General features: G+C 60.5%; 17 protein-coding genes and 3 pseudogenes. 3 read left to right on the forward strand and 17 right to left on the reverse strand.

All coding sequences use genetic code 11. The features are described 5' to 3' along the window. The first annotated feature begins 243 nt into the window (after positions 1 to 243). Together BN871_RS10600 and BN871_RS10605 are read left to right on the forward strand one after the other, a co-directional pair. The gene (locus BN871_RS10600) at positions 244 to 1,989 is read left to right on the forward strand and encodes an ABC transporter ATP-binding protein (RefSeq protein ID WP_048745876.1); all 1,746 of its coding nucleotides are present in this window, start codon (positions 244 to 246) and stop codon (positions 1,987 to 1,989) included. Beyond that, positions 1,973 to 3,801 (forward strand): annotated as a pseudogene (locus BN871_RS10605) (ABC transporter ATP-binding protein). The gene BN871_RS10600 and the pseudogene BN871_RS10605 overlap by 17 nt, the downstream one beginning before the upstream one ends. 78 nt (positions 3,802 to 3,879) lie before the next feature. On the opposite strand, the gene BN871_RS10610 reads toward BN871_RS10605, so the two are convergent. From BN871_RS10610 to BN871_RS10625, 4 genes and pseudogenes are all read right to left on the reverse strand, one after another. Further along, positions 3,880 to 4,686 carry an MBL fold metallo-hydrolase gene (locus BN871_RS10610; RefSeq protein ID WP_048745877.1) on the reverse strand — a complete coding sequence of 269 codons (807 nt, stop codon included), beginning with the start codon at positions 4,684 to 4,686 and terminating at the stop codon, positions 3,880 to 3,882. Further along, a pseudogene (locus tag BN871_RS10615) lies at positions 4,686 to 5,353 on the reverse strand (GNAT family N-acetyltransferase). Before BN871_RS10615 ends, BN871_RS10610 begins: the two are co-directional and overlap by 1 nt. A 42-nt stretch (positions 5,354 to 5,395) precedes the next feature. Continuing rightward, positions 5,396 to 6,064 carry a GNAT family N-acetyltransferase gene (locus tag BN871_RS10620; RefSeq protein ID WP_048745878.1) on the reverse strand — a complete coding sequence of 223 codons (669 nt, stop codon included), beginning with the start codon at positions 6,062 to 6,064 and terminating at the stop codon, positions 5,396 to 5,398. 31 nt (positions 6,065 to 6,095) lie between these two features. Further along, positions 6,096 to 6,956 (reverse strand): carbon-nitrogen hydrolase family protein, encoded by an 861-nt coding sequence (locus BN871_RS10625; protein ID WP_048745879.1) that lies wholly within the window; start codon positions 6,954 to 6,956, stop codon positions 6,096 to 6,098. Positions 6,957 to 7,153: 197 nt separating this feature from the next. Here BN871_RS10625 and BN871_RS10630 point away from each other — a divergent pair, with 197 nt between their 5' ends. Then, entirely contained in the window at positions 7,154 to 7,636 is a 483-nt protein-coding gene (locus BN871_RS10630; protein ID WP_049867307.1) for a C40 family peptidase, read from the forward strand. 95 nt (positions 7,637 to 7,731) lie between these two features. On the opposite strand, the gene BN871_RS10635 is transcribed toward BN871_RS10630, so the two are convergent. The 13 genes and pseudogenes from BN871_RS10635 to BN871_RS10695 form a co-directional block, all read right to left on the reverse strand. Then, entirely contained in the window at positions 7,732 to 9,105 is a 1,374-nt protein-coding gene (locus BN871_RS10635; protein ID WP_021877466.1) for a HAMP domain-containing histidine kinase, read from the reverse strand. Next, positions 9,102 to 9,799: pseudogene (locus BN871_RS10640) on the reverse strand (response regulator transcription factor). The gene BN871_RS10635 and the pseudogene BN871_RS10640 overlap by 4 nt, the downstream one beginning before the upstream one ends. 139 nt (positions 9,800 to 9,938) lie before the next feature. Then, positions 9,939 to 11,498 carry an ABC-F family ATP-binding cassette domain-containing protein gene (locus tag BN871_RS10645; protein ID WP_048745880.1) on the reverse strand — a complete coding sequence of 520 codons (1,560 nt, stop codon included), beginning with the start codon at positions 11,496 to 11,498 and terminating at the stop codon, positions 9,939 to 9,941. Between the two features lie 177 nt (positions 11,499 to 11,675). Continuing rightward, entirely contained in the window at positions 11,676 to 11,918 is a 243-nt protein-coding gene (locus tag BN871_RS10650) for a hypothetical protein (RefSeq protein ID WP_021877462.1), read from the reverse strand. 146 nt (positions 11,919 to 12,064) lie between these two features. Next, complete coding sequence (locus BN871_RS10655; protein WP_048745881.1) at positions 12,065 to 13,627, reverse strand: serine/threonine-protein kinase; 1,563 nt, start codon at positions 13,625 to 13,627, stop codon at positions 12,065 to 12,067. Between the two features lie 126 nt (positions 13,628 to 13,753). Beyond that, positions 13,754 to 14,647: an SAM-dependent methyltransferase gene (locus BN871_RS10660; RefSeq protein ID WP_332310212.1), complete on the reverse strand. Its 894-nt coding sequence runs from the start codon at positions 14,645 to 14,647 to the stop codon at positions 13,754 to 13,756. A gap of 120 nt (positions 14,648 to 14,767) precedes the next feature. Then, on the reverse strand, positions 14,768 to 15,550 hold the full coding sequence (locus tag BN871_RS10665) for an ABC transporter ATP-binding protein (protein ID WP_048745920.1): 783 nt from the start codon (positions 15,548 to 15,550) through the stop codon (positions 14,768 to 14,770). A gap of 11 nt (positions 15,551 to 15,561) precedes the next feature. Beyond that, positions 15,562 to 15,933 carry a cyclic-phosphate processing receiver domain-containing protein gene (locus BN871_RS10670; protein ID WP_048745882.1) on the reverse strand — a complete coding sequence of 124 codons (372 nt, stop codon included), beginning with the start codon at positions 15,931 to 15,933 and terminating at the stop codon, positions 15,562 to 15,564. After that, positions 15,930 to 16,769, reverse strand: a complete 840-nt coding sequence (locus tag BN871_RS10675) for a deoxyribonuclease IV (RefSeq protein ID WP_021877457.1) — start codon at positions 16,767 to 16,769, stop codon at positions 15,930 to 15,932. Before BN871_RS10675 ends, BN871_RS10670 begins: the two co-directional genes overlap by 4 nt. Before the next feature lie 3 nt (positions 16,770 to 16,772). Beyond that, positions 16,773 to 17,591 (reverse strand): Fpg/Nei family DNA glycosylase, encoded by an 819-nt coding sequence (locus BN871_RS10680; RefSeq protein ID WP_021877456.1) that lies wholly within the window; start codon positions 17,589 to 17,591, stop codon positions 16,773 to 16,775. A 34-nt stretch (positions 17,592 to 17,625) separates the two neighbouring features. Beyond that, positions 17,626 to 18,465, reverse strand: a complete 840-nt coding sequence (locus tag BN871_RS10685; protein ID WP_021877455.1) for an HAD-IIA family hydrolase — start codon at positions 18,463 to 18,465, stop codon at positions 17,626 to 17,628. Next, positions 18,462 to 19,808 (reverse strand): ribonuclease H-like domain-containing protein, encoded by a 1,347-nt coding sequence (locus tag BN871_RS10690; protein WP_048745883.1) that lies wholly within the window; start codon positions 19,806 to 19,808, stop codon positions 18,462 to 18,464. Before BN871_RS10690 ends, BN871_RS10685 begins: the two co-directional genes overlap by 4 nt. 148 nt (positions 19,809 to 19,956) lie before the next feature. Continuing rightward, on the reverse strand, positions 19,957 to 22,203 hold the full coding sequence (locus BN871_RS10695) for a DEAD/DEAH box helicase (RefSeq protein ID WP_048745884.1): 2,247 nt from the start codon (positions 22,201 to 22,203) through the stop codon (positions 19,957 to 19,959). Between the last annotated feature and the right edge of the window lie 258 nt (positions 22,204 to 22,461).

Here is a 22,461-nt window from a genome sequence, read left to right on the forward strand (position 1 = left end):
TGACTTCGAGAAGCGCCATATAAAATTTAAGAGTTAAGAACACCTGTAATCATCAATAGCTCCCCTTTGGATGAAAGTCGGCTGGAATCGTATAGCTCCCACGAGCATACAAACAAAATCGATTTTCGTCAAGAGCTTCCGCCGCCCGAATGCCGTCTCCCGAAGACCCCTTTTTGTTTAGTAGTGAATTATATTCGGAGCCGCCTTATAATGGAACCAACGCTGCATCGCAGGAGGTACGAGATGAAATTAAGGCTGCTGACCCCTTACCTGGCTTCAAGAGGCTGGCTCTACACCGCCTCGCTGCTGCTTATCGCCGCCGGAAACATCATCCAGTCCTACTACCCGCACATTCTCGGAGAGTTCATCGACCGTCTCAAAAACGATGATATCGCGATGCCCGACATCCGAATGTACGCGCTCATGCTCGTCGCCATCGCCGTCTGCTACGGCTCCATGGCCGGCCTCGGACAATACCTCATCATGAGGCTCGGCAGAGGCTTCGAGCGGCTGATGCGCAAGCGTCTGTTCCGCCACTTCACCCGGCTGAGCGAGTCCTACTACGCCAAGCACGGCGTCGGCCAAATGCTGAGCTACGTCATGAACGACGTCACCTCCGTCCGGGAAGCCATCTCGGTATGCCTCAATCAGACGGCCAACGCCGTCATCCTGCTCCTGTCGGCCTTCGTCATGATGGCCGCTTCGGGACTTCCCTGGGGACTCATCGTTCCTTGCGTGTCCCCCCTGCTGCTGATTCCGTTCCTGGTCGTCTACTTCGGACCGCGGATCCGCAAGCGCTCCCGCATCGTGCAGAACGCCCTCGCGCGCATGACCGAATCGGCCGAGGAGCAGTTCGGCGGCATGCGCGTCACCCAGAAATTCGCCGCCGAGGACGTCATGGCGGAGAGATTCGGCGGCACCGTCGACCGGATCAGGGAAAGCCAGCTCGGACTGGTGCGGATGTCTTCCTTTTTCCAGGCGCTGCTTCCGTTTCTCGGCGCCCTGTCGCTGGTCGTCACGATCGCTTACGGCGGCTATCAGGCTCTGAGCGGAGCCATTACGATCGGAATGTTCGTCTCCTTGACGCTTTATGTTCGGCTGATGATCAATCCTCTGCAGCAGATCGGCAACGTCATCAACACGATGCAGCGGTCCCGCGCCAGCCTTGAGCGGCTGCAGGAGCTTCTGTCCATCATCCCGGATATCAGCGATGCGGAGCAGTCCGTCCCGCTCTCCGGATCCGGAATCGAGCTGCGCGGCCTCAGCTTCAACTACCCCGGCTCGCCCATGGAGGCGCTCCATGATATCCAGCTCTCTGTTAAGCCGGGCATGACTGCGGGAATCATCGGCCGGACCGGCAGCGGCAAAACGACGATCGCCAAGCTGCTGCTGCGGATCTACGAAGCACCCCCGCGAACGATCCGGATCGGCGAAACCGATATCCGGGAGCTCGGCCTCGGCAGCCTGCGCGAGAATATCGCCTATGTCCCGCAGGACGGCTTCCTGTTCAGCACGACGATGCGCGACAACATCGCCTTCTCCAGGCGCAATGCCGAGCAGAGGGAGGTCGAGGACGCCTCCCGCCAAGCCGGCATCTACGAGAGCATCCAGCAGTTCAGCGAGGGCTTCCAGACCCGCCTCGGCGAGCGAGGCGTCACGCTTTCCGGCGGACAGAGGCAGCGTACGAGCCTGGCCAGAGGGCTCATCAAGGACGCTCCCATTCTCATTCTCGACGACAGCGTCAGCGCTGTCGATGCCGTCACTGAAACGGCCATCATCCGCAATATCCAGCAGCTCCGCCAAAACAAGACCACGCTGATCATCGCGCATCGCATCAGCGCGCTCAAGCATGCCGATGTCATCTTCGTCATGGACGAAGGCCGGATCGTCCAGCAAGGAACGCATGAAAGCCTGCTGGCGGAGAAAGGCATCTATGCGGAGCTGTTCGCCCTGCAGCAAGGAGGGACTTCACATGGCCAAATCGGCTGAGCATGCCGAAGCAGCGAAGCAGCAGCAAAACCCGGCCCGCTCCAAGGAAGCCCGAAAAGGCATCATGATCTATGCCAAGCCGTATCGCAAAGCGTTCGCAGGCGTATTCTTCTGCACGCTGATCGCGGTATTCGCCGACCTGCTCCAGCCTTATCTCGTCAAGATCGTCATCGACGACCACCTCATGAAAGGCAGGACGGAATTTCGGCCGCTGCTGCTCATCGGCGTCCTGTATCTTCTTCTGTCCATTCTCGCGCTGCTGTTCTCCTATCTGCAGAACAACCTGATCCAGCGCACCGGCCAAGGCATCGTGGCAAGCCTCCGCAAGGACTTGTTCCGCCATATATCCCGGCTGTCCCCGTCTTTCTTCGACCGGACGTCGAGCGGCAGCCTCGTGACGCATGTATCCAGCGACACGGAGACGGTCAGCCAATTTTTCACCCAGGTGCTGATGAGCCTCATGCGCGACGGGATGACGCTGCTGCTCATCATCGTGCTCATGTTCCAGCTCGATCCCGTGCTCGCTTCCTACAGCATGGTGCTGCTTCCCGTCATCGGCATCATCGCGTTCTCCTTCCGCAGCTACATGCGCAAGACGTACCAGCTGTCGCGCAGCCGACTGTCGCGCCTGATCGCCTTCACGGCCGAGAACCTCTCCGGCATGAATCTGGTGCAGGCTTTCCATCAGGAGAAGGAGCAGGAGCGCCAGTTCGCCGAAAAGAACGAAACGTACTTCGAGGCCAATCTGAGGGAAATCCGCACGAACGTGCTGTTCAACCGCTCCTTCGACCTGCTGGGCAACCTGTCGGTCGCCTTCATCGCCTGGCTCGGAGGCCGCGCCGTCCTGGGCGAAAGCCTGGAATTCGGCATCCTGTATGCGTTCATCACGTATATCCGGCAGTTTTTCCAGCCCATCAATGCGATTACACAGCAATGGAATACGCTGCAATCCGCCTCCGTATCGATGGACCGGATCTGGGGCCTGCTTAGCACCAAGCCCGATCTTCCGGATGAAGGAAAAGCCTCCTTCCCGGTCTTGAACGGGGGCGGCAGTCCGAAGGTCAGCGGCGCCATCGATTTCCGCAACGTGACGTTCGGCTATGGGGACGGGGAGCCGGTCATCAAGGCGCTGAGCCTGAGAATCCGTCCCGGAGAGAGAATCGGCATCGTCGGCACGACAGGAGCCGGCAAAAGCTCGCTGATCAGCCTTCTGTGCCGGTTCTACGACGTGCGGAAGGGTTCGGTGCGGATCGACGGCATCGACGTGCGCGAGCTCCCTCTCGCCACGCTCAGCCGGACGGTCGGGCTGGTCCAGCAGGAGCCGTACCTGTTCTCGGGCTCGATCATCGACAACATCCGCCTGTTCGACACCCGCTTCAGCCGGGAGCAAGCGATGGAGCTTGCCGGTTCGTCGGGGCCGACGCTTTGATCCGCCGTCTGCCGGACGGTTATGACACGATGCTGAGCGAAAAAGGCAGCGGACTGTCCACCGGAGAGCGGCAGCTGCTCAGCTTTGCCCGCATCGTGCTCTATCAGCCTGCCATTCTCGTGCTGGACGAGGCGACGGCGAATCTCGACTCCAGCACCGAGCAGCTCGTCCAGCGGGCGCTGGACGCCGTTGCGGCGGGAAGGACGACACTCGTCATCGCCCATCGCATTTCGACTGTCATGGATGCGGACCGCATCATCGTCATGCGCAGCGGCATCATCGCCGAGCAGGGCAGCCACGAGGAGCTGGTCCGGCAGCGCGGCTATTACGAGCAGCTGTTCCGCCATTCCCAGGGCCGCCCGGAAGAACGCGGAGCCGGCTAGACAGCCCGTAGACCAAACAAGCAGCCCCCGACGGATGCGATGCCGCATCTTCGGGGGCTGCTTGTTTGTCGAGTTCAATTAATCGAGAATACGGCGCATTCCCGCCTCGGCGAACTTCACGTTGTCCGGCAGGCCGTACTCACGGCGCAGATCGATATCATGCGACATATGCGTCAGCAGCATTTCGCCCGGCTGCAGCTCCTCCCGCAGCTCCAGAGCTTCCGTGACGTCGTATACGGAGCGCCCGGCGTAAGGATAGGGCTCGCGGTAAAAGCTCGTCCCGAGCACGATGAGATCGGCGCCGCGCAGCGGCGCCTTCTGCATTTCGTCAAGGCCGATGGAATCCGAGCAGTAGACCCAGGCGTATCCGGTCTCGCCATGGTCGAACCGATAGGCGTACGAATAACCGTTGAATCCATGATGGACGCGCCAGCTTCGAATGCTCCAGCAGCCGATCACGAGCGGCTCTTCGATCGGCGTGAAATCGATCCATCGGTCCAGCCAGGGAAAGCGGGCCCGAATATCGGGGATGACCTCGGCGGGAGCGTGTGCCTGGCCCCTCTGCTTCGTCCATCTGCATGCATCCGCCCACTCCACGAGGCCGCCGATATGGTCGAAGTGCGCATGCGTGATCAGCATTCTCCTGATCGAGCGCAAACCTGCCGCTTCCATCTGCCTGCCCCAGTCGGGTCCGCAGTCGATCAGCGTCACATCGTCCGGAGAGCCGCCGCCTTCCAGTCCGTCGATCCGCACGAGGGAGCGCAGCCTCCGGTTCCTGCCGGTCTTCCTTGCTTCCTCGCACACGGAGCAACTGCAATAAACCCGCGGCACTCCAAGCGAATCGCCGGTGCCGAGGAAGGTCAGCACGGCCGGTGCCGAAGCCATCAGAGCGGAAGCAGGGCGATAAATTCCCGTTCTCGGATGCCCTGAACCATGTCGTACCATTCCCGAGGCTTGCGCTCGATTGCCGAATAGTAGGTTTCCAAAAACTGAGCGGCCAGAGCTCCCGGAATCTCGTCACGGAGCTCGTCCGTCGGCAGGAAGCCGAGGTCCAGGCCGCTTACCGCTCCGCCTTCCAAATCCCAGGAAGGATGGACATAGGCGAGATCCAGTCGCTTGTAGCCGATATGGGACAGCACCTCGCGCCTGACGATCGGATTCATCGGGCTGACGCCTCCGAATTCATGCCCGGTGCGGTAAGGATCGTAAATCTCCGCGAACATGCCGAGCGGCTCCGTTGCGGATTCCTTGGCCAGCCGATCCAGCTCCCGCTCGCGGCTGCGCATCAGGAAACGCCCGATGCCGAGGCCCGGCCGGCCGATGATCGTAAGTCCGTCATGGCGACCCGCATGTCCGGATAATAGCGGTATTCCGTGGCGCCGACCGCCTCGCCCTCATGCAGGGCGACGCAGACATGGATGGACGGGTCGAGCAGCGGCTCCCGCCACAGGTCGTAGGCGAGCACCTCTTCCGGCGGAAACACCTCCTGCAGCAGGCGGTGGAGCTTGGGGAACTGCGGATCATCAATGGACACAATGCGGTGGAATTCCATGTATACGGCCAACTCCTTCTTTTTTTTGATCAGGTTTCTTTCTTAAGACTCCTGGATGAGGAACGGATTGCGCCATTCCATCAGTGCGGCATAGTGGCAGGATTCCTCATCCTCCAAATAGTTCTCCGCAATCCCGGCCGGCATCCTGCCGCAGCGGAGCAGAAAAGACAAAACCGGGTCATGGAGGTCGCCCTTCAGCACGGCGGCCACATACTGCTGCGGCTTCAGCTCGGCGGCATGACGATGGTAGCCCGGCAGCCGGCCGCCGCCAAGCAGCCTTGCCTTGCCCAGATGCACGACTGTTTCGTACATCGTCTGCATCAGCCACTTGCCGATGCCGCTCTTGCGATGCTCGGGCCGGACGCATATATCCACGACATAGAGAGTGTCCCCCTCCGGATCGTGATTCCGGATATAGCCGCTGTCGGTGACGGTTGCCCAGTCATGGTTTCCGGCGAGGCTTCCGTCCGTCAGCATGCCGGTCATGGACCCGACGATCTCCCCATCCACGACAGCGCATAGGGCTCCTTCCGGGAAGCGGGCTGCATGCTCGCGGATCTGCTCCCGGTTCCAGAGCAGCTCCTGAGGATAAGGAGGCGGGAAGCTCGCTTCCTGCACCCGGATCAATCCCTCCGCATCTTCAAGGCCGTAGCGGCGAATCGCCGCTTCTACCGGCTTGCCTGCGTGGATCACGTACAGTTTTTTCAGCATCTGATGATTCCTTCCTTCTCCCCGGCTTCTGTCAGCTCCAATCCCCATACAGATCCGTACGCCGGTCTCTCCACGTCGTCACGGAGCCGCTCCGGCGGACGTCCTCGAGCAAGGACAGGTCAAGGTCGGCCACGATCAGCATATCGCGGTTTTCCGTCCCTTCGCACATGATGCCCTTCGGAGGGAACGGAATATCGTTCGGAGTGATGACGGCCGCCTGGCCGTAATTGGCTCTCATGAAGTCTACCCGGCGCAAGGAACCGACCGTTCCGGTCGTCACGATATAGACCTGGTTCTCGACGGCCCGGGCATGGCAGCAGTAGCGCACGCGGTAAAAGCCGTGGCGGTCATCCGTGCAGGAAGGACAGAAGATGACGTCCGCCCCTTTGGCACGGGCCATGCGCACGATTTCGGGAAACTCGATGTCGTAGCAGGTCAGCATCGCGATCTTGCCGTACGGAGTGTCGAACACTTCCAGGCCGTCTCCGGCGGACATGTTCCATTCCTCCACTTCTGTCGGCGTCAGATGGATTTTGGCTTGCGTGCGCATGCTCCCGTCGGGTCCGAACAAATACGCCGTGTTTCTGAGCTTGCCCTCCGCCGTGCGGACGACGTGGGTGCCTGCGATGATGTGCATGCCGTATTCCCGGGCAAGGCCGGCGAACAGCCCTTCGTACGCCTCCGTGAAGTCCGGCAGCGACTGTATGCCGAGCGCTTTGCCGTCCTCTCCTCTGATGCTGAGCAGCTGCGTCGTCATGAATTCGGGGAACAGCAGGAACTGGGTTCCATATTCCGAGGCATTGCGGACATAATGGGCGGCTTGAGCGGCGAATTCGTCAAAGGAATCGATATCGGCCAGTTCATACTGGACCGCGCTTACGCGGAATTTCATCATTAACCTCCTTTAATAAACGGCCAACCAATTATGAGAGGATTCTCACCGTATTCTCATAAAGCCTTTTACATCGCGGTTTGGTTGGGTTTTCTTTCTTTCTGGAAATGATTAGGATACAAAAGGTGTGTTATGATCCTTTTTGTAAGCAACACTACATAATCAACGTACACCATGATGGAGGGACACCACAAGACATGCGCACAAGCAAATGGAAAAAGACGATCATGAACATCGGCCTCTGCGCTGTCATTGGAGTGTCGGGACTCGCTCTTGGCTCTGCATCGACAGCACATGCCGCGACGCCGCAGGCGGAAAAGCTTCTCTCCTACGGCAAGCAGTATTTGGGCGTTCCTTACCGCCTCGGAGCTCCTAGCGGCGTTACATACGCATTCGACTGCTCTTCGTTCACCCAATACGTCTACAAGAAAACCGGCGTCTCCCTGCCAAGGACTTCTAGCGAGCAGGCCGCCAAGGGAGTCAAGGTGACCCGCGGCTATCTCAGCAAGGGCGATCTCGTCTTCTTCACCGGCAGCTCCGGCAAGAGCATCGGCCACGTCGCCATCTACGCCGGCTCCAACAAGATTCTGCACACCTACGGCAAGACGGGCGTGACGATCTCCAGCCTCGGCACCTCCTACTGGAACAATCACTACGTCACCGCCAAGCGCGTCCTGTAGAGAATTCCTTACGAACGATGATAAAAGCCGCATCGCCTTCGATACCGAGGGCGTGCGGCTTTTTTGCTTTCATTGCGGCCAAAAGGCCGGCAGCGCTACCGGCCGCCGTTGCCTTTCAGCGTCTGCGGGAATTGGAGCGTAATCGTCGTTCCTTTGCCCGGCTTGCTGAATACGTCGATCTGTCCTTCATGGAGCTCGACGATCCTCTTGGCGATCGAGAGGCCGAGCCCGACGCCGCCGGTCGTGCGGCGGCGCGCCCCGTCCACGCGGTAAAACCGCTCGAACAGATAAGGAATCTCGTTCTCGGGAATGCCGATGCCCTTGTCCGTCACATGGACGCGCACGGACTGCTTGACCGCGCTCACCGTGACGTCGATCGGCTCCTTGCTGTACTTGATGGCGTTGTCCAGGAGGATGACGAGCAGCTGGCGAATCTTGTCCTTGTCGCCCGACATCTTCAGTCCGCCTGCGGAAGTATGGACCCGGATCGGACGCTGGAACGTCGCCTGCAGCATGCCGGCCAGCTCGTCGACCATCTGCACGACGTCGAACGTCTCCAGATTCAGCCAATCCTCCTGCTCCGCTTCGGCCAGCATGAGCATCGATTTGGTGAGGTTCTGCAGGCGCTCCGCTTCCTTGGCGATCGCATCGATCGCCTCTTCGCGGATCGCGGCGTCGTCGCGGCCCCAGCGCTTCAGCATGCCCGCGTAGCTGACGATGACGGTCAGCGGCGTCTTCAGCTCATGCGACGCGTCTGCGACGAACTGCTTTTGACGGGCGAACGTGCGGTCCAGCCTCTCGATCATCTGGTTGAAGGCGCGGAGGAGCTGGAGCAGCTCGGCCGACTCCTCCTTGTCCCCCATCTCGATCTTGCGCAGCTTGCCGCTGCGGTCGATCTCCCTCATCGTCTGCACCATCTGCTGGATCGGGGCTGTCAGCCTCGAGGTGAACCAGTACGTGCCGAAGATCGCGAACAGGATCGCGCCGATGCTGGTCACGGACAAGGCCGCTACGAGCACCTTCATGTAGCTGTCCTGAAGATTGAGCTTGCGCTCGATCTCCAGCATGCCGATGATCTCGGAATCCTGGTAAAGCGGCACCTTCATGAACAGAACCCTCGTGCTGCCGACAAACCTTTCCCCCGACTCCCGGTAGGCGACGAACTTGACCGGCAGCGCCAGCAGGTCCGTATCGGAGCCCTGCAGATTGACCGTCTTGCCTTCCGGACTGATGATCCGGATCAGCTCGTTGACGTTGTAGAACTCCCTGAGCAGCCCTTCGTCCGCGAGATGCGTCTTGTCGTTCAGCTTGTTGTTCTCCAAAATCAGGTTCACCTTGTTCATCATGACCTGCTGCTCGCTGCGCGTCGTGATCTTCGTCATGAACAAGTAGACGAAGATGTTGAACAGGATGAGGATGAAGATGAGCCAGAAGATCGTGAAGAGGGTGAACCGCTTGCGGAGAGTCATGCCTCCGGCTCCTTCATCATGTAGCCGACTCCGCGCACCGTATGGATCAGCTTGTGTCGGAAGCCCTTGTCCAGCTTCTGGCGGAGGTACCTAATATAGACGTCGACGAGATTCGTCTCGCCCATGAAGTCGTATCCCCATACTTCCGACAGGATTTCTTCCCGGGACTTCTCTTCGTTCTTATGCTGCGCCAAATAGACGAGCAGCTCGAACTCGCGCGGCGTCAGGTCGATGGCGAGCTCCTTGCGGAACACCTTGCGGGTGCGCAGCTCGACCGTCAGATCGCCGATCTTGAGCAGATCGGAACCTTCGGATTCCTTCGGATTCTGCTGGAAGATGCGCAGCAGATTGCGCACGCGCGCCAGCAGCTCCTCCATCGCGAAGGGCTTGGTGATGTAGTCGTTGGCGCCGTGCTCGAATCCGCTGACCTTGTCGGGCACGTATCCCGGGCTGTGATGAGAATGACGGGGATGGGATTGCCTGCCTGGCGGAGCCGGCGCAGCACCTCGATGCCGTTCAGCTCCGGCAGCATGACGTCGAGCAGGACCAGGTCCCACTCTCCCGAGGATGCCTGCAGAAAGCCGCTGCGCCCGTCCGGGGCGTGGCCGACATGATAGCCTTCATGCTCCAGCTCCAGCTGGAGGATGCGCGCGATGCTTTCTTCATCCTCGATAACCAGCACACGTTCATTCATTCTTGGATGTCACCTGCTTTCGGGTAGATTGGCGGCGCCGCCGCCTGGCTGTCAAGCCGGCTGTCGAGATCCGGAACCGCGGTCGACGGATCCTGACAGCCGGATACTCATGATGCCCGCTTGAACAGCATGCCCTATATCAGTTCTGCGCCTGACGCTCCATCGACCAGGCCTCTACATCCCATGTCTTCGTTACCCAGTCCTCATAGAAATCAGGTTCGTGGGAGACAAGGACGATCGTGCCCCGGTAGGACTGGAGCGCGCGCTTCAGCTCGGCTTTGGCTACGACGTCCAGATGGTTCGTCGGCTCGTCGAAGAGGATCCAGTTGCTTTCGCGCAGCATCAGCTTGCACAGCCGCACCTTGGCCTGCTCGCCGCCGCTCAGCTGGCTCAGGCTGCGGGTGATATGCTCGTTCTTGAGGCCGCAGCGGGCAAGAGCCGCGCGGACCTCATGCTGGTTCATGAAAGAGAACTCGTTCCATACATCCTCGAGCGGCGTCAGCCCCGGAGCCTTCGCCTCCTGCTCGAAGTAGGCCGGCAGCAGGTAATCGCCGCGGTACACCGTTCCATCGAGCGGCTCGATGCGGCCCAAAATGGTTTTGAGCAGCGTCGACTTGCCGACGCCGTTGCAGCCGACGATGGCGATCTTGTCGCCGCGCTCGATCAGCATGTCCATCTTTGGCAGGAGCGGGCTCGAATAGCCGATGGAAAGGCCTTTCGCCTCGAAGATCGTCTTGCCGCTCGTCCGCCCTTCGTTGAAGCTGAACGTCGGCTTCGCCGCTTCTTCCGGCTTGTCGATGCGGTCGATCCGGTCCAATTGCTTCTCGCGGCTCTTCGCCCGGCCGGAGGTGGAGGCTCTGGCTTTGTTGCGCTGGATGAAGTCTTCCTGCTTCTTGATGAACTCCTGCTGCTTCTCGTATGCTCCCAGATGCTGGGCTTTATTCATCTCGGCCATTTCCAGGAATTTCTCGTAGTTGCCCGTGTAGCGGGTCAGGCGGGAAAACTCCAGATGGTAGATGACGCTGACGACGGCGTTCATGAAGCCGGTGTCATGGGAGATCAGGATGAACGCATGGGGATAATTGCGCAGATAGTTCGCCAGCCAGGAGATATGCTCATCATCCAAATAGTTCGTAGGCTCGTCGAGCAGAAGGACCGTAGGCTTCTCCAGCAGGAGCTTGGCCAGCAAGACTTTGGTCCGTTGTCCGCCGCTGAGGGCCGTGACGTCGCGGTCGAGGCCGATGGCGCTGAGCCCGAGGCCGTTCGCCATTTCGTCCACCTTCACGTCGAGCAGGTAATAATCCCCGATCTCGAGCTCCTCCTGGATCTCGCCCATGCGTTCCAGCAGGACGTCCAGGTCGGCGTCCGGCTCGCCCATGGCGGCCGTCACCTCGTTCAGCTCCTTCTCCAGCTCCAGCAGCGGCCCGAAGGCGTCGCGCAGCACGTCGCGGATCGTCTTGCCCGCTTCCAGCTTCGTATGCTGGTCGAGGTAGCCGTATCGGATTTTGGGTGTCCATTCCACTCGGCCCTCGTCCTTCAGCTGCTTGCCGGTCAGGATGTTCATCATCGTCGACTTGCCGGTGCCGTTCGCGCCGACCAAGCCTACGCGCTCGCCTGCGAGCAGTCGGAACGACACGTCCCTGAACAGGACGCGGTCTCCGAATGTATGCGATAAATTTTCAACGGTCAGTAAGCTCATGTAAGTTCCATTCTCCATTCCTGTCTTTATGCAGAGAAAATATCCCGATTAGGGTTCCTAATGGGATATTGTATCACATTATGGGGCTGCTTGGCTTCCCCTTCCGAGAAGAGGCTTGGGATCGCCATGCTGGAAGCGGATTCGAACCCGCCGCTTGCGGCAGCTGCGGCCGGGTGACTAGGCCGCCGCCGTCTTATTGTTGAGAAAGAACAGCATTGAAGCCGCCAGCAGAAGGAGCAGAATGCCGATGACGACGCTCGCTGTTCCGTTTTCATAGGAAATGATCAGCATCAGCTCCCAGCGGGTTCTTGGCCCGGAATCGGGGCCGCTGCTGGAAGGATACGCATACGCAACGGGCAGAAGCCCGAATAGAATCAAGGCGGCGCCTAGAGCCGCCATCAAGATGTAGCCTGCTTTCATATCCGCACCTCCCGGTTCTCTACTTGTCATATTACCATAAATTGGAGAAAGTGCGAACGGCTGCGCAGACCCTTAGAAAGGAGGCCAGCCTTCCATAAACGGACTCGCGGCACGAATCTCCTTGCAGGAAATCGGTTTGGTCCTCTCTATCCCGGAAGCAACGCCGACAAAGCTCCCAATGCCTGACGGAGCGCAGCGGCCGCATTCCCTTTGCGCGGCAGCGGCATTCCTTCCCAGAGCAGCGCGTACCATTCGGACGGCTCCAGATAAGGAATTACGATGGCCGGCTTTTCCGGGAGCAGCGCCAGCCATTCCGCCCTTTCCGGGAACGGAGCGTCCTTGCAGGCCGCCCACACCGTACGGAGCCCCGCAGCTTCCCGCATCCGCAGCAGCCGGTTCAGGGCGGCGATTCTCGCTTTGCTCCAACGTGCGGGATTGGGATCCGCGCAGACGACGAGCAGCCCGGAACCGGAAGCCCACTCTTCCGCTAAGGCGGCCTCATGCCAGCGGGACGACCAGTCGACGATGACGGCGCCTTCGCCGCCTCCGGAAGCCATCAGCCGGAAGCGCGCATCCTGATCGGCAGCCGCGGCGGGAGCAGGCTCGGGATGGAGCACCTGCCAGGATGCGCGGACGCCTCCGAGACGCCGGTAGCGGGGGTCGGGCCCATCCGGGGCAGGAGGCAGCGCCGGGCTTCCGATCAAGGCGCAGTATTCGGGCTCTCCCCCTGGAGCCTCGATCAGCTGGAAAGGCCGCCCCTTCTCCTCCAAATACCGGGCCAGCATCAGGCACAAAAACGTCGCCCCGCTCCCCGGTGAGAGAGACAGCACCGACACGGTTCCGGGCAAAGCGCCTCCGGCAAAGCCGAGCGCCGCCGCCTTGCCGTTGTCGGCCAAGCCCGCACCAGCGCTGTCGGCCCATAATCGGATTTCCCTGGCCGCCTCCTCCATGGATGGCAGCCGGTCTTCCGGCCGCCGCTCCAGCATGTTCAAAAGCCATGGAGGCAGCACTTCCCCTTCCCTCCTTCCGTGGAAGCCTTCGCGGCATTCGCCGCCGAGCATCAGCCAGCGCACGAGACGGCCAAGCCCGTAAACGTCGGTGCGGGAATCGCTCTGCCCTCCCGATTCCTGCTCCGGAGCCGCAAAACCCGGCGTTCCCAGCCGGCGCGTATCGAATCGGCTGCCCGGCTTGTAGCTGCGCGCGATGCCGAAGTCGATGAGCCTGACCCTTCCCTCCTTGTCGATCATGACGTTGGACGGCTTCAAGTCCCGGTGGATGACAGGCGGCTGCTGGCGGTGCAAGTACGACAGCGCCGAGCAGAGCTGCAGCGATATCGCCGCCGTTTCGTGGAGTTCGAGCCCTCTGCCCCGCGCCTTGACCGCCTGCTGGAGAGTCTGGCCGTCGATGTAGTCCATGACGAGCATCTCGCCGGAGCCCGGGCTCGGAGGATAATAATCCAGCAGCTGAGGCAGGTGGGGGTGCTCGAGCCTCATGAGCATGAAGGCTTCCTCCGCCGTCAGGGCAGCCCGGTCGGCCGCATTTATTTTTAACGCCCTTAATTTATTGTTCAGCCGGGTATCCTCCACGGCGTACACTCGGCTCATCCCCCCGCGTCCGATTTCCGCCGCCACTCTATACCGGCCGCCTACCAAGCTGCCTGCGGCCAGGCCATCCCTATTCAGATAAATGTCAGCCGTATGTTCTTCCATGTCCCTCAGCCTCCCTCGCCATGCGGCCTGGAATGCAAAAACCCGGCTATGGCGCAGCATCTCCAAAGAGAGCCTGCGCATAGCCGGGATGCTTTCCCGCTTGCCACTTCGTATAAAATGGATGAGTTATTTCTTCTTCAAATACAGGGTCATTTCCTCCCTGTTGTGGAACAGCTGCCTGGCGCCGAGAATGTCGAAAGCCGCAGACAGGCGGCTCTTTACTTCCCGGATCGTCTGCAGCGGCTTGCGGTGCATCAGCTTGACCGTCACAATCGCCGTCCCGCCCTGCTGCAGAGCCGGAACGAGATCGAGGACGAGCTTCGTCATCTGCATCGGGCTCCAGCTCATATCGCAGACGAGCAGATCGAAAGCGCCGGGCTGGAAGCTCACTTCAGCCGCATTTTTGCGGAGCACGGTCAACGTCCGGTAAGCGAGCAGCGACGGATGGAGCTCGGCGGGATCGATAGCGGTCACCCGCAGCCCGCGCTCCAGCAGGAGCGACGTCCACCCTCCCGGAGCCGCGCCGATGTCGACCGCGTTCCGGAAGGAGGCGTAATCGAGCCCGAACTCTCTTTCCGCCTCCAGAAGCTTGAACTTGGCCCTGGAGATCTGCCCTTCCTCCTTCTGGAAGCGTACCGCTCCGCCCGGCCAGTCGGACAGCATCTCGGCAGGCGTTCCGATGCCGGCATACAGCGTATCCCGGGATGCATATACCGCGACAAGAATCTCGGGATGCTTCTGTTCCGGCTCCGCCCCGCACTGCTCCAGCATTGCGGCCGCGACGGCTTTTGTATCCGCCGCAGAATAAGGATAAGGGCTTCCCTCCGCTTTGCGTACGTGGACGCCCGCGCGCTTGCCCTCGAGCTTGCCGCGGGAGAGCCGGATCCAGTCGCTGAGCCAGTCCAGGTCGTCCGCATCGGCCGAAATCGACCGAACAACGTCCACGGGCTGCAAATGCCTCAGGAAAATCGGCTGTTCCGCCTTGATGGACGCCAGCACCGCCTCTTGTTCAAGCGGCACTTCAAACAGAAAAGCTTCCCCCCGGGGAAAGCTGCGTGATGGAGATGCCTTCGAATTGCCTGCGAAGCTCTTCCATCGCATAGGATGCATAACTTTTATTCGCCGTTCCGATCCACTGACTCAACCTGCTGCACCATCCGTTCCTACTTTGATCCAAGGCCTGCCATGCGCCCATTCCACCGTCAGCGGAAGCTCATAGGCATCGCCGAGCACGCGTTCCGTCAGCACTTCCTCCTTGGGTCCGGAAGCAATCAGCCTTCCGTCCTGAAGCAAGGCGACATGAGTAAACATAGGCATGATTTCTTCCATATGATGAGTGACATAAATGACGGTCATGCTGCGGCTTCCAAGCTTGCCCGTCTCCGCGAGCAGCTTCTCGCGCTCATACAGGTCCAGTCCGGAGCAAGGCTCGTCCAGAATCAGGATGGCCGGGTCGCTCATGAGCGCTCGCGCCAGCAGCACTTTCTTGCGCTCCCCTTGCGACAGCGTTCCGAACGGCTGCAGGGCGGCATGGCCGAGCCCGCATTCCTCAAGGAGTCTCAGCGCCTTGTCCTTCACGTCTTCCGGGATCTCTTGGTAAAAGCGCAAAAAAGCATACTCTCCCGTAGCCACCACTTCCCATACAGGGTCGGCAAGAGCCAGCTTCTCCACGAGCGACTGGCTGATGTAGCCGATCCTCTTTCGCACCTCGCGGACATCGCATTCCCCGTACCGGTTGCCCAGCACCTCGACCGTTCCGGCTGTCGGGAACATATAGCCCGTCAGCATTTCGAGAAGCGTCGTTTTGCCGGAGCCGTTGCGGCCCAGCACGACCCACTGCTCGCCCGGCTGAACGGTCAGGCTGACATCCTGAAGAATCTCGCGTTCCTCTCGCTGCAGCCTCAAATGCTGCAAGGATATGATTGTCATGCTGCTCACCCGTTCTTCTCTTGAATTGATGCGGCACCGGCCGTTCCGCCGCCTACCGCCCTGGCAAGCGTCTCTTCCGGCATGGAGGCATAGGAAAGACGGCTTCCTGCCGGAAGCGAGTCCGACAGGAGCTTGTACATCATTTGCCTGCCTTCCGTACTGGATGTGTGCAGATAAATTTCCTGCGGATAACGGCCGCTCTCTGCGATATAGCGGGCAACCTCGATTCCCGTGGGCTCGCCCCAGCCGAGGTCGAAATCCAGGGAGAGAATGCCGATGTCCCCGGAAGCGATGAGGGCGATGCATTCCTCGGCATTCCGGGCATGAACGAAGCCTTCCGGACAACGGCGGAAATCATCTAAATAGACATGGATCAAGTCCGTTCCTCCCATGACTTCATGATCGACAGCTGCTCCCGGTGCGTGCCGTCTGCGCCGGAAGCCGTCTCCAGGACGGCGGGAATGCCGGGGAGGGCTTCAAGCAGCCACCGGAGTCCGGCGTCGCCTACAACGCCTTCTCCCAGCCGGGCATGGCGGTCGCGCCGCGAACCGCTGCCGTAGGCGGAGTCGTTGAAATGAAGGGCGGCGATATGGTCCAGGCTGCCGGCCTTCTCCGCGTCGGCATGCCACTGCGCTCCGGGGTCGCCTTTCCATATTCCGCTGGCGAACAGATGGCAGCTGTCGAGGCAGAAGGCGATCTTGGAAGGCTCGCGGCAGAGCGAGCGCACTTGCGCCAGCTCCTCCAGCGTCATGCCCATGAAGCCGTGATTGCCGGCTTGATTCTCGATAAGAAGCTTGCATTTGCCGTCCCAGCGGCTTGTGATGTCATCCAGCGTCCCGATCATCAGCCGGTAGCCTTCCAGCGGATCCGCGCCTTTGTAAATGCCGAAATGGACGACGACGCCAAGCGATCCGCATGCCTCCGCGATGTCGAGATCGTTGAGCAAAGATTCGGCTGTCCGCTCGCGGACGGAAGCATCCTCCGAGGCCAGGTTGTTCGGATAAGGAGAATGGGCGATGGACGACAGTCCATGCTCCTGACACCATTCCTTGCAGCGCTGGGCGTCGCGGCGATCGAACGTTTTGACGCCGAGACTGCGAGGATTTTTGGGGAAGTATTGGAAAGAGCCGCAGCCGAGGGCCGAAGCCCTTTCCGCCGCGGCCCGATATCCGCCTCTGGTGCTGAGATGGCAGCCGATCCGGTTGTCTGGCATGGCTCAGGATTCCTTCTGGCAATCCGGACAAAAGAATACTTTGCGCGAAGACATTTCATGCTGCTCGATCGTCCCGCCGCAGCGGTAGCATTCGCCGCCCGGACGGTCATAGACTTTGCAATCGTCGTTATAGCCGCCTGTCGACTCGTCTCCGGCCTGGAACGGATGCTCCATATAACCGCCTCGGGTGCGCGCCTCCAGCAGCATGGAATGCATCGCGTCGTACAGCCGCGAGAAGGACTCCTCGCTCAGCGCGCCGAGCTTGGCGTCCGGGCGCAGCTTCGCTTCCCAGGCGATCTCGTCGGAATAGCAGTTGCCGATGCCGGCGATGACGCTCTGGTCCACCAGCACCGTCTTCAGGGCGCTCCGCTTCTTGGCCTGGAGCCTGGCGGTGAACGCGGCCAGCGTCAATCTCGGATCGAAAGGCTCGGGACCGAGCGCGGCCAGCTTCCCTTCGGTTTCCTTGGCGGAGAGCAGATGCAGGTAGCCGAGCCGCAGCCCGATGAAATACAGGTTGCCGCTGTCGAGGTCCAGCTGAACCTGAACGGTTCTGTCGGGCCGCTCTTCATCGGAACCGTAGAACATCCAGCCCCCCAGCATCAGATGCAGAAGCAGCCTTTCTCCGTTGTCCAAATGAAAAATCAAATGCTTTCCGCGCCGCTCGACGAACCAGATCGTACGGCCCTCCAGCCTGGAGACGAACTCTCCGGCCGGAAGATTGACCGACTTCTCCCGCTCGACGGCGACCTTTCGAATCCGCTGCCCGGTGACGGAAGCGCCCAGCAGCATCCGATAGTGGTCCATTTCAGGATATTCCGGCATGAAGTCTCGCTTCCTTTCCCTCGTGTTGTTCTTTTTATCGCCCTATGTACTTCAATATATACGATTGCAGATCGGCGAGCGAGCCGCAGGCGGCATCGGGCTCGGCATCCGCCGCTTCCGCGTAGCGGGCATAATTGTCCGGGGTCGTCAGTCCCGTCAGCACAAGAATGGTGCCGCAGCCGCTGTTCTTGCCCGCGGCGATGTCGGTCGCCAGATTGTCGCCGACGACAAATGCCTCTCCTGCCGTCAAACCTAGCCTTTCCAGCGAATAATCCATCAGGATCTTCTCCGGCTTGCCGATGACGACAGGCTTTACTCCCGATGCGGCGGCAAGCATCGCTCCGATGGAGCCCGCTCCCGGAAAGAGCCCTCCATGGGAAGGCAGCAGCAGATCGGGGTTCGTCAGGATGAATTCCGCTCCCGCCAGCAGCTCTCTCACCGCTTCGGAAGCCTTGGCGTAGGAGAAGGCGCGGTCGATGCCCTGGACGACGAGATCGGCATCCCGATCGACCAGCATCAGGCCCGCCTGCTCCAGCTCTGCCGCCAAGCCTTCTTCTCCGATCAGGAACACCCTGCCGCCCGGAAAGCGTTCGGCCGCATATCGCGCTGCCGCCTGGGAAGAGGTGCATACTTCGTCCGCTTCCGCATCCACGCCCATCTCCCGCAGCCTCTTAGCGACGGCCTCGGGACTGGAGGAGGAGTTGTTCGTCACATATTTGTAGGGAACTCCACCATCGCGAAGCGCCCTCACAAGAGAACCGGCCCCATCGACAGCCTGCTCGCCCCGATAGATCGTTCCGTCGAGGTCGAGCAGGAGGCCGCCGATCGGCCGGTCCGGCGCCGGCATTCCCGGCAAGCTGTACGTTTTCGTCATCTGTCAACCTCCAGCATGGCGCCGCCCCCTCCGCATTTGCGGCGGAGCCTGTCGCGCCGCTTGAGCAAGGCTTCCTGCCCGGCCCGCTCCTTGGCGCTGCGGTAAGCATGCGGCCTGCACGCGAACAGCCCGATCGCTTCTTCCGCATAGGCGAGAGCCGAGTGGACATCCTTGCGCTTGTGTTCGTAGAACATGGCCAGCTCCACATGGGCGTCCACATTCGGAATAAGCGCCGTCCTCATGCAGGCGGCGGCTTTCTGCCACAATACCACAGCCCGGTCCCAATTGCCAGTTTTCTTCGCCCTCATCGCCAGCGAGTGCCAAGCCGAAGGAGCCGGCTCCTCCGAGGCTTCCACCATGGCGAAAAGACGCTCGGCGTCAGCCGTCCGGCCCATCTTCTCCAGCCATAATCCGGTGCGCAGCCGCTCTTCGTTCTCCTCGGGCATCGGCATCCGCTCTCCGATGGCCCCGGCGAGCAAATGGCCGAAGCGGATGCCCAGGCAGGCAAGGGTGACCATATCCTGTTCGTTATGGCGGAATACGCCCTCCAGCACATCGGGATCGCCTTCCGCCAAATAGTGGAAGTAAAGCGCCGGCGCCAGCGATCCCGGCACATCGTCCGTTCGGAAGATGCCGAGACGCTCTTCTTCGACATGGCTGAGCTTGCAGGAGACAAGCGTGTTTTTCCATATGCTTCTCGACGGGTGGAGAAAATCGAGATGCAGCAGCTCAGGCGTCCCGCGGAAGCCGTTCATGATGAACCGGGATTGAACGAGCGGCCAGTCGAAGGAGCGCCCGTTGTACGTTCCGAGCCAGCGGAAGCGCGGCAGCAGGAGCAGCAGCTCCTGAAGCATCGCCCTCTCCTCGGCGGGATGGCGGATCAGGAACTGACGCAGGATGAAGGCTCCATCCTCGAAATACGCCAGCCCCATCATGAACGGAACGTTGCCCGTTCCGGCTCCGAGGCCGGTCGTCTCCAAGTCGAGGAAGAGGACGTTCTCGGCATGAGGCGCTTCGCCTGCCTCCGGATGGAAGGCGCCGAGCTGTCCCGCCGTTCCGGCCCATTCCGAGAGAAAATGATGCCCGCTGCGGTGGCTGAGCGGCAGCGTGATCCGCCTCTCCAGGCAATCGCCGGCTTCGTTCGCGACGAGCTTCACGCCGTGGCGGTCCCATTCCGGGCCGGCCGAAGCCAGCCCGCCCGCTGCCGCTTCGGATGCAGATGGTTCCTGCACCGGCTGTTTCTCCGGAAGATCAGCGGATGCGGGAGACGCGGCGGCTTGATCCTCTGCGTCTGCAGGCTTGATTCCCTTCAACCGGTTCATTTTCTCGCGCAGGCTGCTCATGAGCCGCCTCCTCTCTTTTCGCTTCCGCTGTCGGCCATGGATCCATGCCGCTCTTGCCGGGCTTCCGGCACAAGTTTTCCGGCCTTCACGAGCCTATTCTTCATTGCCCGCCTTGCGGGCCTGTCCGCCTTGACGATCCTGTAAGCTTTCATAACCGCTCCAGAAGCCGGAGGCTTCTGCGCTTGAGGTCGCTTCCTTCCATTTCCGTGCCGATGCAGGAAGGGCATCCATCCTTGCACGGGCATCCGGAAATCATGTTCAGCGCCGCGTCCCGGACCTCGTCGAACCGCTTGTACACCTCGTCCGCCAAGCCGATGCCTCCCGGATAGTGGTCATAAACGAATATCGTCGGCAGCTGCGTATGCGCCGCCTTGATCTGCGGCACGACATGGATGTCGTTCCGGTCGCACATCGCCAGCACGGGGACGATATGCTTGAGCACATGGGCGATGCCGAGCAGGAGCTGCTCCAGCGTCTTGGCGCCGATATCGTCGTCGACCTGCCTGATCTCGATCCAGGCCGAAGACGTATGCAGCTCCTCCTCGGGAAGATGGATCGGCCCAGAGCCGATATTCTCGAACGTCGACATCTTGATCTTCTTGAAGATCGTCGGGATGGCATTGACGGTGACATCTCCGAAGTGCAGGGAACCGGCCCGCCGCTCCTTCGTCTTGTCGATTTCCAGCACCTTAAGGTTGATGGCTAGATTCGCGTCGGTGTAATACTCCACGTCCACTTCGCGCACATAGGCCTTTTTGTGGTCCCAATCGAGCTTCTCCACCTGGAACTGGACGCCCTCATGAAGGTAGATCGCCTCGTCATGCAGCAGCGTCATGGCGCTGAACCGGTCCATCTCCCCGATGATCCGCACGTTGGCGACGTCGGACTGGTCGACGATGACGACGTTCTCCTGGGATGCGGAGCGCAGGCTGATGCCGCTCGCCGGGAACGACTGGTTGGCCCAGTAGAACGTATCGGCGTTTTTGTGCAGCACTCTCTCCTCGACCAGATACTCCATGATGTCGGCGACATCCAGAGGACCGTATTCCTCATGCTCCTTGAAAGGCAGCTCGTAAGCCGCGCACTTCAAATGGTCGACGAGGATGATCAGATTTTCCGGGTTGATCCGCGCCGCTTCCGGACTCCGCTCGAAAAAGTAGTCGGGGTTGTGGACCATGTACTGGTCGACCGGCGTCGATCCGGCCACCATGACGATCAGCGACTCTCCGTGGCGCCGTCCCGCCCGGCCTGCCTGCTGCCAGCTGCTGGCGATGCTGCCGGGGTAGCCCGTCATGACGCATACCTGGAGCTGTCCGATGTCGACGCCGAGCTCCAGCGCGTTCGTGCTGACGACGCCGAGAATATCGCCGCTCCGAAGCCCCTTCTCGATCTCGCGCCGCTGGTTCGGCAGGTAGCCGCCCCGATAGCCGCGGATCGACTTCGGGCCGATCTCTTTTTTCACAAGCTCCTGGATGTGGCTCAGAATGATTTCGACCCGGACCCGGCTTCTGGCGAAGATGATCGTCTGGATCTTGTTCTTCAGGAATTCCTTGGCTAGATTGTTGACCTCGACGGTCGCGCTCCGCCTGATGTTGAGCGCCTGGTTGACGACGGGCGGATTGTAGAAGACGAAATGCTTCCGCCCCCTCGGAGCGCCGTTGTCGTCGATCAGCCTCATCGGGCTGCCGGTCAGATGCTCCGCGAGCTCCCGAGGATTCGCGATCGTCGCCGACGTGCAGATGAATACCGGACTGCTGCCGTAGAACGCGCAAATCCGCTTCAGCCGCCGGATGACGTTGGCGACATGGCTGCCGAACACGCCGCGATAGGTATGCAGCTCGTCGATGACGATGAACTTCAGGTTCTCGAACAGGCTGACCCACTTCGTATGATGGGGAAGAATGGCGGAATGGAGCATGTCCGGGTTGGTGATGACGATATGCCCGGCCTTGCGCACGAGCTGCCGGATCGCCGGAGAAGTGTCCCCGTCGTACGTGTAGCTTTTGATGTCGATGCCCATTTCCTGGATGATTTCATTCAGCTCGCTCTTCTGGTCCTGGGCGAGAGCCTTGGTCGGAAACAGATACAGCGCCCGGCTCGAATCGTCGTCCGCGATCTGCTGCAGCACGGGCAGATTGTAGCAAAGCGTCTTGCCCGAGGCGGTCGGCGTCACCGCAACCATGTTTTCCCCTTTTCGGACCGTCTCGTACGCGCTGCTCTGATGCGTGTACAGCTCCGCGATGCCCCGCTTGCCGAGGGCGTTCTTGATCCGCGGGTCGACGCTCTCGGGCATCGGCCGGGTCCGCGCCTCCTGCGGTTCGATCTCATGCCAATTGGCTATATGTTCATTTTCGCGCAGCTCCTGAATCAGCTCGGAAAGAGTTTTCTTTTTCATCCTGATGCCGTCACCTCTTCTAGTGACATTTTAGCGAATATCTGTTCGTTTTGCCAGAAGAATAGAAAGAGAGTCCGAGAGAGACGGGAGCCTGGAGCGTCCTTCCGCGCTCCTCATCATTCGTATCGTTTATATTTTATTGTATTAACTATTAATATCGGCAAATATAGATTCCATTTTCGTTGCCCGCACAGCCATCAATTTCGTTGCGGCATTCTCCTTCTTCACGGCGCATACGAGCCGCCGAAAGGCAAACGG

It is taken from the genome of Paenibacillus sp. P22 (assembly GCF_000469945.2).
Classification (GTDB): domain Bacteria; phylum Bacillota; class Bacilli; order Paenibacillales; family Paenibacillaceae; genus Paenibacillus_O; species Paenibacillus_O humicus.

Bases quoted from the DNA above. Each gene is read 5' to 3' on its own strand.
- BN871_RS10600 (WP_048745876.1), top strand. From the start codon at position 244: ATGAAATTAAGGCTGCTGACCCCTTACCTGGCTTCAAGAGGCTGGCTC.
- BN871_RS10610 (WP_048745877.1), bottom strand. From the start codon at position 4,686: ATGGCTTCGGCACCGGCCGTGCTGACCTTCCTCGGCACCGGCGATTCG.
- BN871_RS10620 (WP_048745878.1), bottom strand. From the start codon at position 6,064: ATGCTGAAAAAACTGTACGTGATCCACGCAGGCAAGCCGGTAGAAGCG.
- BN871_RS10625 (WP_048745879.1), bottom strand. From the start codon at position 6,956: ATGAAATTCCGCGTAAGCGCGGTCCAGTATGAACTGGCCGATATCGAT.
- BN871_RS10630 (WP_049867307.1), top strand. From the start codon at position 7,154: ATGCGCACAAGCAAATGGAAAAAGACGATCATGAACATCGGCCTCTGC.
- BN871_RS10635 (WP_021877466.1), bottom strand. From the start codon at position 9,105: ATGACTCTCCGCAAGCGGTTCACCCTCTTCACGATCTTCTGGCTCATC.
- BN871_RS10645 (WP_048745880.1), bottom strand. From the start codon at position 11,498: ATGAGCTTACTGACCGTTGAAAATTTATCGCATACATTCGGAGACCGC.
- BN871_RS10650 (WP_021877462.1), bottom strand. From the start codon at position 11,918: ATGAAAGCAGGCTACATCTTGATGGCGGCTCTAGGCGCCGCCTTGATT.
- BN871_RS10655 (WP_048745881.1), bottom strand. From the start codon at position 13,627: ATGGAAGAACATACGGCTGACATTTATCTGAATAGGGATGGCCTGGCC.
- BN871_RS10675 (WP_021877457.1), bottom strand. From the start codon at position 16,769: ATGCCAGACAACCGGATCGGCTGCCATCTCAGCACCAGAGGCGGATAT.
- BN871_RS10680 (WP_021877456.1), bottom strand. From the start codon at position 17,591: ATGCCGGAATATCCTGAAATGGACCACTATCGGATGCTGCTGGGCGCT.
- BN871_RS10685 (WP_021877455.1), bottom strand. From the start codon at position 18,465: ATGACGAAAACGTACAGCTTGCCGGGAATGCCGGCGCCGGACCGGCCG.
- BN871_RS10690 (WP_048745883.1), bottom strand. From the start codon at position 19,808: ATGAGCAGCCTGCGCGAGAAAATGAACCGGTTGAAGGGAATCAAGCCT.
- BN871_RS10695 (WP_048745884.1), bottom strand. From the start codon at position 22,203: ATGAAAAAGAAAACTCTTTCCGAGCTGATTCAGGAGCTGCGCGAAAAT.